The organism is Pseudomonas zanjanensis (genome assembly GCF_014268745.2).
Classification (GTDB): domain Bacteria; phylum Pseudomonadota; class Gammaproteobacteria; order Pseudomonadales; family Pseudomonadaceae; genus Aquipseudomonas; species Aquipseudomonas zanjanensis.
The window spans coordinates 2,469,704-2,483,763 of the sequence record NZ_JABWRB020000001.1 but is presented as its reverse complement, the minus strand read 5'-3'; the positions used below and the strand labels follow the sequence as shown (position 1 = coordinate 2,483,763).

14 protein-coding genes are annotated in these 14,060 nt (G+C 62.6%); 10 read left to right on the top strand and 4 right to left on the bottom strand.

Annotated features, from left to right (window positions below):
- Positions 1-23: 23 nt before the first annotated feature.
- Positions 24-1,703, bottom strand: coding sequence for a nitrite reductase (nirS, locus tag HU715_RS10340; protein ID WP_186704968.1), 1,680 nt, complete (start codon positions 1,701-1,703; stop codon positions 24-26).
- A gap of 268 nt (positions 1,704-1,971) precedes the next feature.
- Between nirS and HU715_RS10335 the strand changes: the two genes are divergently transcribed.
- The 7 genes from HU715_RS10335 (at position 1,972) to HU715_RS10305 (ending at position 8,174) form a co-directional block, all read left to right on the top strand.
- On the top strand, positions 1,972-2,706 hold the full coding sequence (locus HU715_RS10335; RefSeq protein WP_371856181.1) for a CbbQ/NirQ/NorQ/GpvN family protein: 735 nt from the start codon (positions 1,972-1,974) through the stop codon (positions 2,704-2,706).
- Entirely contained in the window at positions 2,690-3,274 is a 585-nt protein-coding gene (locus HU715_RS10330; protein ID WP_186704969.1) for a cytochrome c oxidase subunit 3 family protein, read from the top strand. The genes HU715_RS10335 and HU715_RS10330 overlap by 17 nt, the downstream gene beginning before the upstream one ends.
- Before the next feature lie 12 nt (positions 3,275-3,286).
- Positions 3,287-3,532 (top strand): cytochrome C oxidase subunit IV family protein, encoded by a 246-nt coding sequence (locus HU715_RS10325; RefSeq protein ID WP_186704970.1) that lies wholly within the window; start codon positions 3,287-3,289, stop codon positions 3,530-3,532.
- Positions 3,475-4,218: a hypothetical protein gene (locus HU715_RS10320; protein WP_217884313.1), complete on the top strand. Its 744-nt coding sequence runs from the start codon at positions 3,475-3,477 to the stop codon at positions 4,216-4,218. The genes HU715_RS10325 and HU715_RS10320 overlap by 58 nt, the downstream gene beginning before the upstream one ends.
- Before the next feature lie 67 nt (positions 4,219-4,285).
- Positions 4,286-4,726 (top strand): c-type cytochrome, encoded by a 441-nt coding sequence (locus HU715_RS10315; protein WP_003202495.1) that lies wholly within the window; start codon positions 4,286-4,288, stop codon positions 4,724-4,726.
- A gap of 3 nt (positions 4,727-4,729) precedes the next feature.
- Positions 4,730-6,157 carry a cbb3-type cytochrome c oxidase subunit I gene (locus tag HU715_RS10310; RefSeq protein WP_186705766.1) on the top strand — a complete coding sequence of 476 codons (1,428 nt, stop codon included), beginning with the start codon at positions 4,730-4,732 and terminating at the stop codon, positions 6,155-6,157.
- Between the two features lie 178 nt (positions 6,158-6,335).
- The gene (locus HU715_RS10305; RefSeq protein WP_186705767.1) at positions 6,336-8,174 is read left to right on the top strand and encodes a nitric oxide reductase activation protein NorD; all 1,839 of its coding nucleotides are present in this window, start codon (positions 6,336-6,338) and stop codon (positions 8,172-8,174) included.
- Positions 8,175-8,178: 4 nt separating this feature from the next.
- Here HU715_RS10305 and HU715_RS10300 read toward each other — a convergent pair whose 3' ends face one another.
- Both HU715_RS10300 and HU715_RS10295 read right to left on the bottom strand, forming a co-directional pair.
- Positions 8,179-8,379 carry a protein DnrP gene (locus tag HU715_RS10300; protein WP_186705768.1) on the bottom strand — a complete coding sequence of 67 codons (201 nt, stop codon included), beginning with the start codon at positions 8,377-8,379 and terminating at the stop codon, positions 8,179-8,181.
- The gene (locus HU715_RS10295) at positions 8,376-9,059 is read right to left on the bottom strand and encodes a Crp/Fnr family transcriptional regulator (RefSeq protein WP_186705769.1); all 684 of its coding nucleotides are present in this window, start codon (positions 9,057-9,059) and stop codon (positions 8,376-8,378) included. Before HU715_RS10295 ends, HU715_RS10300 begins: the two co-directional genes overlap by 4 nt.
- Before the next feature lie 665 nt (positions 9,060-9,724).
- On the opposite strand from HU715_RS10295, the gene HU715_RS10290 reads away from it, so the two are divergent.
- Together HU715_RS10290 and HU715_RS10285 are read left to right on the top strand one after the other, a co-directional pair.
- Positions 9,725-10,915 carry an NnrS family protein gene (locus HU715_RS10290; protein WP_186705770.1) on the top strand — a complete coding sequence of 397 codons (1,191 nt, stop codon included), beginning with the start codon at positions 9,725-9,727 and terminating at the stop codon, positions 10,913-10,915.
- Positions 10,916-10,940: 25 nt separating this feature from the next.
- Entirely contained in the window at positions 10,941-11,378 is a 438-nt protein-coding gene (locus tag HU715_RS10285) for a hypothetical protein (RefSeq protein WP_186705771.1), read from the top strand.
- A 135-nt stretch (positions 11,379-11,513) separates the two neighbouring features.
- Here HU715_RS10285 and ytfE read toward each other — a convergent pair whose 3' ends face one another.
- Positions 11,514-12,188: an iron-sulfur cluster repair protein YtfE gene (gene ytfE / locus HU715_RS10280; protein WP_186705772.1), complete on the bottom strand. Its 675-nt coding sequence runs from the start codon at positions 12,186-12,188 to the stop codon at positions 11,514-11,516.
- 160 nt (positions 12,189-12,348) lie between these two features.
- Here ytfE and norR point away from each other — a divergent pair, with 160 nt between their 5' ends.
- Positions 12,349-13,881, top strand: a complete 1,533-nt coding sequence (gene norR / locus HU715_RS10275) for a nitric oxide reductase transcriptional regulator NorR (protein ID WP_186705773.1) — start codon at positions 12,349-12,351, stop codon at positions 13,879-13,881.
- The last annotated feature ends 179 nt before the right edge of the window (positions 13,882-14,060 follow it).

Here is a 14,060-nt window from a genome sequence, read left to right as displayed (position 1 = left end):
GTTTTTCCTCTTATTGATGGGGCTCAATAGATGTCGTGTTGGGTGTTGTAGACGTTGAATTTTCCGGTGGGGGTGATCAGGCGCTTGTCCTTGATCACGTTCTTGACCTTGAGGGTCTTGTCGTCGATCACCACCAGTGCCGACTCGTCTTCCTGGCCGCTCCAGACCGAGAACCAGACCTCGTCGCCGGCCTTGTTGTATTCCGGTTGCACCACGCGCAACGCACCTTTTTTGATGCCGGCGTACTCGGCAATCGGCAGCACGGTGTAGCCGGCGTCAAGCTTGTCGATGTTGAACACCGCCACCGACTGGCTGAGCTTGGCGTCGGGGCTGAGGGTGGTGTCGACATACAGGTGGCGCGACGCGGGGTGGGTCTTGATGAACAGAGAACCGCCGCCTTGGCCTTGGAGCGAAGCGACCTGTTTCCAGGCGTATTGCGGATGCTTGACCGGGTCGGTGCCGATCAGCGAAACCCCGGCGTCACCCAAGTGGCTGGTGGCCCACACCGGTCCATAGAGTGGATGGTTGAAGTTGGCGCCGCGGCCTGGGTGCGGGGTCTTGCCCACGTCCACCAGGGCGGTGAGCTTGCGTTCCTTGGAGTCGATCACCGCTACCTTGTTGGAGTTGTTGGCGGCCGTCATGAAGTAGCGATGGCTGCTGTCCCAACCGCCGTCATGGAGGAACGGTGCGGCGTCGATGCTGGTGATGGTGAGGTTCTTGATGTCCTGGTAGTTGACCAGCATCACCTTGCCGGTTTCCTTGACGTTGACGATGAACTCCGGCCACTCGTGGGAGGCGATGATCGCCGCGACGCGCGGCTCGGGATGGTATTGCTGGGTGTCGACGGTCATGCCCCGGGTCGAGACGATCTGCTTGGGCTCCAGGGTCTCGCCGTCCATGATGGTGAACTGCGGCGGCCAGTACGAACCGGCGACGGTGTACTTGTCCTCGTAGCCCTTGAATTTGGAGGTTTCCACCGAACGGGCTTCGATACCGACCTTGATTTCCGCGACCTTGGTCGGCTCTTTCGGCCACAGGTCGATCATGTCGATCTTGGCGTCCCGGCCGATTACCAGCAGGTAGCGCCCCGACGCCGAGATGCGCGAGATGTGCACCGCGTAGCCAGTGTCGATCAGCTTGACGATTTTCTTGCTGTCGCCGTCGATCAAGGCAATCTTGCCGTCGTCGCGCAGGGTCACCGAGAACAGGTTCTGCAGGTTGAGGTTGTTGAGCTGCTTGGTCGGGCGGTCCTCGGGTTTGACCAGGACCTTCCAGGTCTTGAGGGTTTCGGCCATGCCCCATTCCGGCGGCGTCGGCGGGGTGTGCTGGATGAATTTGGCCATCACCGTGATCTGGTCTTTGGTCAGGGCGTTGGAGGTGCCCCAGTTCGGCATGCCGGCGGGCGAGCCATAGGTGATCAGCGCTTCCAGGTAAGCCTGGCCGCGGGACTGGGTGATGTCGGGTGTCAGCGGCTTGCCGGTGGCGCCTTTGCGCAGGACTCCGTGGCAGCCGGCGCAGCGCTGGAAATAGATTTCCTTGGCCGAGTCGAAGTCGGCCTGGCTCAGGTCCGGCGCGCCTTCGGTCTTGACCACCCGGGGTGACTCCGGCGTGGTGGGTTGGTCGGCGAAGGCGTAGGGAGCAACCAGCGCTGTACACAGCGCCGTCACCCTCAGGGCCCACGTTTTTTTGTGGCTGATCAGCATTCCATTTCTCCTCAGGCATGACCCGCGCTGCGCTGTAAATGACGTTTGGCGCGCAGGTTCTTGGTGCGATGCAAGGCTATGCCCAGGGCGGTGGTGAGCCGCTTGACGGCGATCAAGTTTGCCGGCCGCCGCCCTTGCCAGGTTGTCGCAGGGCACCGTAGCGTGGCCGGCAATCGTGTTGTCTGATCAGGCCCTCGCCATGAACGCTATCCACACTTTGCAGCACCCCGACGAACCCTTTTATCAACCCCAGGACAACGAGCAGGCGATGTTCGAACAAGCCTGGCATCACGGCATGCCGGTGCTGATCAAAGGCCCCACCGGCTGCGGCAAGACCCGTTTCGTCCAGCACATGGCCCACCGCCTGAAACTGCCGCTGTACACCGTCGCTTGCCACGATGACTTGAGTGCGGCCGACCTGGTGGGGCGTCACCTGATCGGCGCCCAAGGCACCTGGTGGCAGGACGGCCCCTTGACCCGGGCCGTGCGCGAGGGCGGCATCTGTTATCTGGATGAGGTGGTCGAGGCGCGCCAGGACACGGCGGTGGTGCTGCACCCCTTGGCCGATGATCGGCGGCAGTTGTACCTGGAGCGCACCGGCGAAGTGCTGCAGGCGCCGCCGTCGTTCATGTTGGTGGTGTCCTACAACCCCGGTTACCAGAACCTGCTCAAGGGTATGAAACCCAGTACGCGCCAGCGTTTCGTGGCGATGCGCTTTGGTTATCCGGCGGTGGCCGATGAAGAACGCATCGTCGCCCGCGAGGCGGGGGTTGATCTGGCCCTGGCGGCCCAGGTGGTGCGATTGGGGCAAGCGCTGCGCCGGCTCGATCAGCATGACCTGGAGGAAGTCGCCTCGACGCGCCTGCTGATTTTCGCCGCGCGCATGATCGGCTCCGGCATGGACCCGCGCCAAGCCTGCCTGGCCTGCCTGGCCGAGCCGTTGAGTGACGACCCGCAGACCGTTGCCGCGTTGATGGATGTGGTCGATGTCCACTTCGGCTGAAACCGCTGGCGTGTCCCGGCGGTTGCCCGGGGATCTGGCGATGTGGTTTTTCATCCTCGCCGAGTTGTCGGTGTTCGCGCTGTTGATCCTGGCGTTCACCGTTGCCCAGGCGTTGCACCCGCAGATGTTCAGCGAGGGCCGGCAGTTGCTGGACCGGTCCACGGGCCTGGCGATGACCCTCAGCTTGCTCACCGCCGGCCTGTTCGCCGCCCTGGCCCAGGAGCAAGTCAGGCAGGACCGGCCGCGTCGAGCCGCGCTGTTGTTGTGCGGGGCGTTGTTGCTCGCTTGCGGTTATGTGGCGATCAAACTCACGGAGTATGCCCATCTCTTGGCGAACGGGCTGGGGATGGAGCACGACACGTTCTTCACCTTGTACTGGATCCTCACCGCGTTTCATTTCCTCCATGTGTTGCTGGGCATGGTGATCCTTGCCTGGCTGGCCGAGGGTTGCCTACGTCGGCGCTACGGTGCGCAGGAACACAGCGGGTTGGAGTCCGGCGTGTTGTATTGGCATATGGTCGATCTGGTCTGGGTGCTGTTGTTCCCGGTGGTCTACATCCTTGATTGAGCGGAGGTGCTCATGTCGGCTTCCCGTGTCTTGATTGCCTGCTGGATGGCGCTGGCCGTGCTGAGCAGCGGCACCGTCGCCCTCGGTCAGATCGCCGCCAGCGGGCTGGTGTCCATCGCCATCCTGGCGGTCGCGGTGACCAAGGCCTGGCTGATCGCCGACGGTTTCATGGAGCTGCGCCATGCGCCGCGGTTGTGGCGGTGGTTGGTGTTGAGCTGGGCGGTGGTGCTGGCGATTGCGATCTCGTTCGCGCTCTGACGCCCGACATTCCCCCCTGTGGCGAGGGAGCTTGCTCCCGCTGGGCTGCGAAGCGGCCCCAACAGCAACAACTCAATCCATCTGACACACCGCGCCAGCAGGTTTTAGGGTCGCTTCGCAACCCAGCGGGAGCAAGCTCCCTCGCCACAAAAGCTCATCTGCCTTTCTGGCAGTGTTGGAACACCCACAAAACACAAAAGCTCATCTGCCTTTCTGGCAGTGTTGGAACACCCACAAAACACAAAAGCTCATCTGCCTTTCTGGCAGTGTTGGAACACCCACAAAACACAACAGCTCATCTGCCTTTCTGGCAGTGTTGGAACACCCACAAAACACAAAAGCTCATCTGCCTTTCTGGCAGTGTTGGAACACCCACAAAACACAAAAGCTCATCTGCCTTTCTGGCCGTGTTGGAACACCCACAAAACACAAAAGCTCATCTGCCTTTCTGGCAGTGTTGGAACACCCACAAAACACAAAAGCTCATCTGCCTTTCTGGCAGTGTTGGAACACCCACAAAACACAAAAGCTCATCTGCCTTTCTGGCAGTGTTGGAATACCCCAGCAAAACACAAAAGCTCATTTGCCTTTCTGGCAGTGTTGGAACACCCCAGCAAAACACAAAAGCTCACCCGTCTTTTCGAGCGGTGCTGGAACAACCCACCAAAACCATCGGAGATTCTTGATCGCCATCAAGCGGTTCCGGACCCCTGGCTTCCTAGAATGGTCACGCCAAGCAATGAGGAAGTGACCATGTCAGATACCTTCACCAAAGGCATGGCCAGGAATATTTACTTCGGGGGAAGCATCTTCTTCTTCCTGATATTCCTGGCCCTGACCTACCACACGGAACAGACCTTTCCCGAACGCAGCAACCAGGCGCAATTGACGGAATCGGTGATACGCGGCAAGGGCGTCTGGGAGCGCAACAACTGCATCGGCTGCCATACCCTGCTGGGCGAGGGCGCGTATTTCGCGCCGGAGCTGGGCAACGTGGTCAACCGTCGCGGCGGCGATGAAGCCTTCAAGCCGTTCCTGCAGGCCTGGATGAAAATGCAGCCGCTGAACGTTCCGGGTCGTCGTGCCATGCCGCAGTTCAACCTGAGCGAGCAGGAGGTCGACGACATCGCCGAGTTCCTCAAGTGGAGCTCGAAAATCAACACCAATGGCTGGCCGCCAAACAAGGAGGGCTGAGAGATGAGCATGGCTAATCCGCATCTGAAATTCGCCTCGCAGGCCGTCGCCAAACCCTACTTCGTGTTTGCCCTGATGCTGTTCCTCGGGCAGGTGCTGTTCGGTTTGATCATGGGCTTGCAATACGTGGTCGGCGACTTCCTGTTCCCGCTGATCCCTTTCAACGTGGCCCGCATGGTCCACACCAACCTGCTGATCGTCTGGCTGCTGTTCGGCTTCATGGGCGCGGCGTATTACCTGATCCCGGAGGAGGCCGATCGCGAACTGCACAGCCCGAAACTGGCACTGTTGCTGTTCTGGGTATTCGCCGCCGCAGGCGTGGCGACGATCCTGGGCTACCTCTCGGTACCTTATGCGACGCTGGCGAAGTTCACCGGCAACGACTTGCTGCCGACCATGGGGCGGGAGTTCCTGGAGCAGCCGACGATCACCAAGATGGGCATCGTCGTGGTGTGCCTGGGGTTCCTCTACAACATCGGCATGACCTTGCTCAAAGGTCGCAAGACCACCGTCAGCATGGTGATGATGACCGGCCTGATCGGCCTGGCGGTGTTCTTCCTGTTCTCCTTCTACAACCCGGAAAACCTCGCCCGCGACAAGTTCTACTGGTGGTGGGTGGTGCATCTTTGGGTGGAAGGCGTCTGGGAATTGATCATGGGTTCGATGCTTGCCTTCGTCCTGATCAAGATCACCGGCGTGGACCGGGAAGTGGTGGAAAAATGGCTCTACGTGATCATCGCCATGGCACTGATCACCGGCATCATCGGCACCGGTCACCACTTCTTCTGGATCGGCGCGCCGGAGGTCTGGCTGTGGGTCGGTTCGATCTTCTCGGCGATGGAACCGCTGCCGTTCCTGGCGATGGTGGTCTTCGCTTTCAGCATGGTAAAAAACCGCCGTCGGCATCACCCGAACCGCGCCGCGACCTTGTGGGCCAAGGGCACCACCGTCACCGCGTTCTTCGGCGCAGGGGTCTGGGGTTTCCTGCACACCCTGGCGCCGGTCAACTACTACACCCACGGTTCGCAACTGACCGCGGCCCACGGTCACCTGGCCTTCTACGGTGCCTACGCGATGATCGTGATGACGCTGATCAGCTACGCCATGCCACGCTTGCGCGGCTTGGGCGAAGCGGCGGACGAACGTTCCCAGCGGCTGGAGATCTGGGGCTTCTGGTTGATGACCCTGTCGATGGTGATGATCACCTTGTTCCTCACCGCGGCCGGTGTCGTCCAGGTCTGGTTGCAACGTTGGATGGAGGATGGCAGTGCCTTGCCGTTCATGGCGACGATGGATCATCTGAAGCCGCTGTTCTGGGCGCGACTGGTCAGCGGCGTCGGGTTCCTGGCCGGGCTGCTCTGCTACCTGTTCAGCTTCCGTCAACGTGGCCGCGCGGCCCTGCGTGCACCGGCGGCGGTGGTGCCTTCTTGAAAGGCCACCGCTGAACTCGTGGCGAGAGAGCTTTTGTGGCGAGGGAGCTTGCTCCCGCTGGGCTGCGCAGCAGACCCTTTTTGACGGGCGCTTCGCACCCAAGCGGGAGCAAGCTCCCTCGCCACAAAAGCAGTATGAGCCAGTCTCTTCACTGCAATGGGTTGATAGGAGAGTAACCATGGCATTCACCCTGGAGCTGGAAGAATGGGTCGGCAGTGTCTGGCACCGTTTCATCACCCGCCGGGCCAGCGCCGATTTTCCGGAGGCACGGGTCGAACTGGTCCCGCGGCAACGCTCGCTGCAGGTGTTGTTTCGGGCCACCGGCGGTGCGCCGCACCTGGGGCTGGAAGCGGTCAGTGACCGCGACCTGCTGCTGCGGCGCAACCTGATGCAGCAGATCGCCGGCACCTGCAAGCAAGTGCCCCTGGCCTGGTGCGACGGCGACAATCTGCGCTTGCCGGCGAGCCTGGCGGCGTTCCCCGATGTCGAGCTCAACCAAGAGTTGTATCGCTGGCTGGCCTTGCTGGCCGCGCAGTCGGGACCGATGAAGCATTGGGGTCGGGACAATCAGCGCTGGACCCTGGCGGTGTTGAAGCGCTACCCGGCGCTGCGCCCGCGCTACCGGCGACTGGTGGACGCGCACCTGTCCCTGCGCCCCGATCCGGCGACGCTCAACCCGGCCGAAGCCGCTTTGGAGCGGGCGTTGTGCCAAGCCTTGCGCGAACCGGGCAGCGTCGAACATTTTCCCCGCAGCGAGCGGGCCGCCTGGCCGTTGCCACTGTGGCTCTACCCACCCCAACACCTGGCCAATCCCCAGGCCGCCAACCTCGAGGAGTCCGAGCAATACCTGGCGACACCGCCCGGCGAACAACAGGGCGGCCGCAAGCGCGCCGAGCGAATCGATGACACCAGCCGTGACGGTGGCCTGCTGATCGTGCGCCTGGAAAACCTGTTCAGCTGGACCGAACATGTCGACCTGGATCGCTGGGCGGATGACCGCGAAGACCCGGACGCCGCTCGCGTCGCCGAGGACTTGGATCAGTTGACGCTTTCCCGCACCCGCGTGCGCAAGGGCGGTGGCTTGAAGCTGCACCTGGACCTGCCTCCGGCCGATGTGGACGACATCCCGTTGGGCGCGGGCATCCTGTTGCCGGAATGGGATTATCGCAAGCAACGCCTGCAGGACGACTTCGTCAGCCTGCAAACGTTCACCCCCCGCGATTGTCAGCCGCAGCCGCTGCCGGCACGCTTGCGAAGCTCGGCCCAGCGCCTGCGTCGCCAGTTCGAACACTTGCGCAACGACCGCCAATGGTTGCGCCAGCAAACCCAAGGCTCGGAACTGGACCTGCAAGCCTGGCTGGATTTTCACGTCGAGCGCCAACATGGCCAATGCAGCGAACGCGGACTGTTCATGGACCAGCGCCAGACTCGCCGCGACCTGGCCTGCCTGCTGCTGGCCGACCTGTCGATGTCCACCGATGCCCACCTCAATGACGAGCACCGGGTGATCGACGTGATCCGCGACAGCCTGTTGCTGTTCGGTGAAACTCTGTCGGTGCTGGGGGATGACTTCGCGTTGTACGGGTTCTCGTCCCTGCGTCGCCAGCAGGTGCGCCTGCATGAACTCAAGGCCTTCAACCAGCGCTACGACGATCACACCCGCGGACGGATCCAGGGCCTCAAGCCCGGTTACTACACGCGCATGGGCGCAGCGATTCGCCAGGCCACGCAACGGTTGGCGGGCTGCAAGCGCCAACGCAAATTGTTGTTGCTGCTCAGTGACGGCAAGCCCAACGACCTGGACCTTTACGAAGGACGCTACGGTGTGGAAGACACCCGCCAGGCAGTGCTGGAAGCCCGGCGCCAAGGGTTGACGCCGTTCTGCATCACCATCGACCGCGAAGCGGGGGATTACCTGCCGTACATGTTCGGGGCCAACGGCTACACCTTGATTCGCCAGCCCGAGCAACTGCCGCTGCGTCTACCGCAGTTGTACCGGCAATTGACTCAGGATTGAGGGTTCAGGCGATGCTGCGAGGCAGCCAGAAGAACATGACGATGCAGAAGATCGTCAAGCCGACACAGAACCAGGTGAAGCGCCGCAGCCTGCGCTCGCCGGCCGTCGCTGCTTCGGCGGGCAGGGGCATGCCGCACTGGCGACATTCGCTTGCATCGGCGTGATGGACCTGTTGGCAATACAGGCAGGTGGGCTGCGTGCTCATTCGAATTGCTCCAGGCGCAGGCGATCGAGAATGGCGATCTGGCGACCGTCCTGGGTGATGATCTTTTCATCGATCAGGCGCCGGATGATCCGTGAAAAGGTTTCCGGCTGGATGGACAAGTGCCCGGCGATCAACTGCTTGGCCATCGGCAGTTCGAACTGACTGTCGACGGTTTGCAGGCGCACCAGTTGCGTCAACAGATAGCGCACCACGCGGTGCGTGGCGTTTTTCAGCGACAGGGTTTCAATCTCGTTGACCCGTTGGTGCAAACGCACGCAGAGCTTGCCGAGCAGGGCGAAGGTCAGCCGGCTGTTGCTTTGCAGCAGACGCATGTAGGTGGCGTTGGACAGCCGATATAGCTGGGTCGGGCCGACGGCTTCGGCGGACGCGACGTAGTTGGGCGTGTCCATCAACATCATGGCTTCGGCGAAGGTCTGGCGCTCGCCAATCACTTCGAAGACTTTTTCCTGGCCGTCCGGGGTTAGCCGGTAGATTTTCACCGCGCCGGAAATCACGAAGTAAAACGCCTGCGCCGGCTCTCCCTGACGGAACAGCGGATCGCCCCTGTCGATGCTCAGCAGTTGGCTGTTGCTCATCAATTCGTCGAGCTGTTCTTCGTTCAACGGCTCGAACAGATGATGGCTGCGCAGAATCTGGTGATGGACGCGGTGGAGCACCATGGCGTGGAATCCTTGTAAAGGCGAAAGAGGTGATCGGGGTCAGACCAGGCTCAGGGACAGGCCGCTGGCAAGCGCCACGACGCAGGTGAGCACGACGAACCAGGTGAGCGGCAGGACGACGGATTTCATGGAGGACCCCGGCAAAGAAAGGTGATGCCGTGCCTGAGCAAGAGCCGGGCCAGGCTTGGGGGCTTTGATTCATGGGGCGTTGGGGCTGGGTAGGGTAGAAATGACCCTGGGTCAATAGGGTAAAAATAACCGCGAAAGGGTCTTAAATACCCCGTTCAGCTACAGTCCCTGTGGGAGCACCATGCGGTACACATGAAAAATGATGGGCCTGTGGCGAGGGAGCTTGCTCCCGCTCGGCTGCGAAGCAGTCGTAAATCGGCGGGTGCGGAGTGTCTGATGCTCTGCATTTGGCGGCTTTAGGGGCCGCTTCGCGGCCCAGCGGGAGCAAGCTCCCTCGCCACAGGTCTATTGAACAGCATTACTGAACTCCAACACTGACCCACTTCGGCAAGCCCCTTGCAAGTGCCTGTTCGAGACGGGAGGTCGCCGATGCGCTGGCTTGATCTGAGACAAGGCCGGCCGGCGTCGATAGCCGATCATTCGAACCCTGGTTTGTCGTCCCTCGCTGGCTGTCTGGCGAGGCAAAGGAGTGGTGTATGCAAGTGCTTGACCGTCGCAAGGCCATGGCCATCGCGCCGCTGTGGCGCCTGGCGTTTCGGCCGTTTTTTCTGGCCGGTTGTGTGTTGGCGTTGTTGGCCGTTCCTTTCTGGCTCGCGGCGTTTACCGGGCGGTTGTCGGCCTGGCAGCCGGCCGGCGGCTGGTTGGCCTGGCACCGGCATGAGCTGTTATTCGGTTTCGGCTTGGCGATCATCGCCGGGTTCCTGCTGACCGCGGTGCAAACCTGGACCGGCATCCCGGGGCTCAGCGGCAAGCGCCTGGCAACGCTGGCGTTGTTGTGGCTGGGCGCGCGGCTCGCCTGGCTGGTCGATGCGCCTTGGCCGTTGCTGGCGCTGCTGGAGTTGGGTTTTGCCCTGGCGGTCGCGGTGTTGATGGGCGTGATGTTGTGGCGCGTGCGGCAGAAGCGCAATTACCCGATTGTGCTGGTGTTGCTGCTGTTGGCCGCCGCCGACGGGTTATCCGTGTACGGCCTGGTGCAGCACAACGAGGGCTTGCAGCGCCAGAGCGTGCTCACCGGCCTGTGGCTGGTGGCGGCCATGATGGGCTTGATTGGCGGCCGCGTGATTCCATTCTTTACCCAGCGCGGCCTCGGTCGGGTCGAAGGCGTGGCCCCTTGGCCGTGGCTCGATCGCCTGTTGCTGGCGGGTGCGGCGCTGGTGGCGTTGTTGTATGCCTTCGGCCCGGCTCTGGCGGCCAGCGTCTGGGTTGGCCTGTTGTTCGCCGCGTTGGCGGCGGGGCACGGGATTCGACTGGTGCGTTGGCATGATCGGAATTTGTGGAGGGTGCCACTGCTGTGGTCGTTGCACCTGGCCTACGCTTGGCTGGCGGTGGCCTGCCTGGGCATGGCGCTGTGGCATTTCGGTGTGCCGGTGAGCCCGAGCCTGGCGGTGCACAGCCTGACCATCGGCGCCATGGCCGGTTTGATCCTGGCGATGATTGCCCGTGTCAGCCTGGGCCATACCGGGCGCCCCCTGGAGCCACCGGCGGGCATGACCCTGGCATTCATCCTGCTGAACCTGGCGTGCCTGAGCCGCGTGCTGTTGGTGCTGCTGTTGCCGTTGGCCGGGCTGTGGCTGGCGGCGCTGTGCTGGACGTTGGCGTTCGGTCTCTACGCCTGGCGCTATGGGCCGATGCTGTTGAAGGCCCGGGTGGATGGGCATCCGGGATGAGCCGGTTGGGCAGAGGGAATCGATAATGTACGGGGTCTTGCTGGTCACGCACCTGTTGGCGGCCATCGCCTTCATTGGCACGCTGTTTTTCGAGGTGTTCATCTGGCATGCCGCGCGCGGGCCTTTGACGCAGATCGTCAGGGACGGCGCTGACCAGGCGATCGCCCAGCGCTCGCGGCATGTGCTGCATGGCGTGGTGCTGGTGTTGTACGGCGCCGGCATGGCCCTGGCCTGGCAGCATCGCGGCGCATTGAGCCAGCCGTGGAGCAACAGCTTCGGTCTGTTGCTGAGCCTGAAGATTCTGTTGGCGCTGAGCATCATCGGGCACTACCTGTGGCTGGCGTACTGGCTCAAGAGCGGACGCCTGACACCCAGCCGCGCCTGCTGGCTGCGGCGCGGTATCCTGGGGCACATGGTGCTGATCGTGGTGTTGGCGAAGGCGATGTTCTATTGGCAGTTTTGAGCAGAAGAGACAGCACTGAACCTCTGTGGGAGCGGGCTTGCTCGCGAAGACGGTGGATCAGTCAGTATTGATGTTGACTGACACGCCGCCTTCGCGAGCAAGCCCGCTCCCACAGGTGTGGTGTGCTGTTTGAGGTTAGTGAGCAGCCTTCATCGCATTGACGAACAACACATTGTTCTCCAGATGGATGTGCTGCATCAGGTCATCACGAAACTCCACCAGCCCGCGGTACAGGGCGCGCCAGGTGTTGCAGGCGTCGGAGGGTGGGGTGATCTGGTCGGTCAGGGCCAGCATGGTTTCCAGGGCGTCGCCGTGCTGGTCGTGTTCGTAGCGCAGTACCTGGATCGGCGCCGAGGCGCGTTCGCCCAGGCCTTGTTGCAGCATCGGGAACAGCACCTGTTCCTCCTTGAGCATGTGGCCTTCGAGTTCCTGATACATGTCCTGCAAGTGATCGGCCAGGCCGTTGGGGCAACTGGCCCGGGCGCCATGGACCGTCTCGACGCGCCGGGCCAGGCGGATCAGTTCCGGCAGTTGTTCGCGATGACGCGCGTGGTAGCGTTCCAGGATATGGGCGATCAACAATGCCTGGGGCTCGTTGCGCCAGTCATGGCCCAGCTCCCCGGCCGCTTGCAGGGTGCTGAGGGCGTCGGCGATCAGCAACGGATTTAAGCCTTTGCCCAGCGCCGCTTCGCGCAAGGATTTTTGCCCACCGCAACAGAAGTCGAGGTTGTAATGATGGAAGGTACGGGTTGCACCAGGAATGTCGCAGGCCAGTTGGCCGAGGCTTTGTTCCAGCAGATCGAGGTTCATCATGTTTCCTTGGGTTGAATCCCGGGAGGGACAGATGAGCGCTTCTTTGCAGCCGGCATGCCAGATTCAACTGATTGAAAACAAAGCACTAAATTATTGACAGGGTGATTGTCACCCTGACTATGAAGGGTCAAACGAACCCTGGAGGGTCATCACTACCATGCTGCGTGAAAGCCTGGCCGCCGACCTGATCGTCGAGCTGCCCAATGCGGTGCGATTGCAGCGCCTGGTGCAGACCCTGCGCGAGTACTTCAACAGTGGCGCCGTGGGGCTGCTGCGCCTGGACGACGACAGCCTCAGGCCCGTGGCTACCGTGGGCCTGGTCCACGAAGCGCTGGGCCGGCGTTTCGTGATCGCCCAACATCCGCGCCTGGCGGCGATCATGGCCTCGCGCGAACCCACTTGGTTCGAGCCGGACAGCCGTTTGCCCGATCCGTATGACGGCTTGCTCGACCACCACGTCGGCGAGCCGCTGCCGGTGCATGACTGCATGGGCGTGAGCCTGTACGTGGAAGGCCGGCTCTGGGGCGCGATCACCCTGGATGCGCTGCACGCCGGCACCTTCGACAGCCGCGCCCGGGAGGAACTCAAGCGTTGTACGTTGCAGATCGAGGCGGCGGTGCGCGTCACCCGTCTCGAACAGGAAAACCGTAGCCTGCGGGCATCGCGCAGCGACCCGGCCGACCTGCGCCTGCCAGCCGAGGAGGGTGAGATCCTTGGGCGCAGCGAAGGCTTGCAGCAATTGCTCAACGAGCTGGATGTGCTGGCCGATTCCGAATTGCCGGTGCTGTTGCTGGGTGAGACTGGCGTGGGCAAGGAGTTGTTCGCCCGGCGGCTGCATCGCCTGTCCCGGCGCGGTCATAAGCCATTGGTGCAGGTCAACTGCGCGGCGTTGCCCGAGTCCCTGGCCGAAAGCGAGTTGTTCGGCCACGTCAAAGGCGCGTTTTCCGGGGCGACCACCGACCGCGCCGGACGCTTCGATGCGGCCAATGGCGGCACGCTGTTTCTCGATGAGGTCGGTGAGTTGCCGTTGAGCGTGCAGGCCAAGTTGCTGCGCACCTTGCAGAACGGCGAGATCCAGCGCCTGGGTGCGGACAAGCCGCTGCACGTCGATGTGCGGATCATCGCCGCCACCAACCGGCATTTGCCCGACAGCATTCGCGATGGGCTGTTTCGCGCCGACCTGTATCACCGGCTCTCGGTCTACCCGGTGCCGATCCCGCCGCTGCGTGAGCGCGGCCACGATGTGTTGATGCTGGCCGGGCACTTTCTCGAACTGAACCGCACGCGCCTGGGCTTGCGTGGCTTGCGCCTGTCACCGGCGGCCGAACAGGCGTTGCTGGCGTACAGCTGGCCCGGCAATGTGCGGGAGCTGGAGCATGTCATCAGCCGCGCGGCGTTGAAGCAACTGAGTCGTGGCGCCAGTCGCAGCCTGATCATGACCCTGGAGCCGCAGGTGCTGGACCTGGATGTCAATGCCAGCAGCAGCTCTGCACAGACGCTGCCGGAACAGGCCCTGCAAGCGTTGGAAGCGCCCGTGCAGCCCTTGAGCGAGGCGGTCGATGGTTGCCAGCGCCAGGCGATCCTCAAGGCCTTGGAACGTTGCGGGCAGAACTGGGCGGGGGCGGCGCGGTTGTTGGAGGTTGACCCGAGCAACTTGCATAAGCTGGCGCGGCGGTTGGGGCTCAAGTAGCGGCAGACCGGGTTGCCGCCTTCGCGAGCAAGCCCGCTCCCACATTGGATCTGCGATCGTCTTCAGTTTCCTGATCCCCCCAATCCCCTGTGGGAGCGGGCTTGCTCGCGAAGAGGCCGGCACATTCACCGCAAGAGCCCGCATTGACAACGATCAAGGCCCGCCACCGCAGTCGACTC

Coding starts and splice junctions, on each gene's coding strand:
- nirS (WP_186704968.1), bottom strand. CDS start 1,703: ATGCTGATCAGCCACAAAAAAACGTGGGCCCTGAGGGTGACGGCGCTG.
- ytfE (WP_186705772.1), bottom strand. CDS start 12,188: ATGAACCTCGATCTGCTGGAACAAAGCCTCGGCCAACTGGCCTGCGAC.
- HU715_RS10305 (WP_186705767.1), top strand. CDS start 6,336: ATGGCATTCACCCTGGAGCTGGAAGAATGGGTCGGCAGTGTCTGGCAC.
- HU715_RS10315 (WP_003202495.1), top strand. CDS start 4,286: ATGTCAGATACCTTCACCAAAGGCATGGCCAGGAATATTTACTTCGGG.
- HU715_RS10325 (WP_186704970.1), top strand. CDS start 3,287: ATGTCGGCTTCCCGTGTCTTGATTGCCTGCTGGATGGCGCTGGCCGTG.
- HU715_RS10310 (WP_186705766.1), top strand. CDS start 4,730: ATGAGCATGGCTAATCCGCATCTGAAATTCGCCTCGCAGGCCGTCGCC.
- HU715_RS10290 (WP_186705770.1), top strand. CDS start 9,725: ATGCAAGTGCTTGACCGTCGCAAGGCCATGGCCATCGCGCCGCTGTGG.
- HU715_RS10300 (WP_186705768.1), bottom strand. CDS start 8,379: ATGAGCACGCAGCCCACCTGCCTGTATTGCCAACAGGTCCATCACGCC.
- HU715_RS10335 (WP_371856181.1), top strand. CDS start 1,972: ATGTTCGAACAAGCCTGGCATCACGGCATGCCGGTGCTGATCAAAGGC.
- norR (WP_186705773.1), top strand. CDS start 12,349: ATGCTGCGTGAAAGCCTGGCCGCCGACCTGATCGTCGAGCTGCCCAAT.
- HU715_RS10330 (WP_186704969.1), top strand. CDS start 2,690: ATGTCCACTTCGGCTGAAACCGCTGGCGTGTCCCGGCGGTTGCCCGGG.
- HU715_RS10295 (WP_186705769.1), bottom strand. CDS start 9,059: ATGGTGCTCCACCGCGTCCATCACCAGATTCTGCGCAGCCATCATCTG.
- HU715_RS10285 (WP_186705771.1), top strand. CDS start 10,941: ATGTACGGGGTCTTGCTGGTCACGCACCTGTTGGCGGCCATCGCCTTC.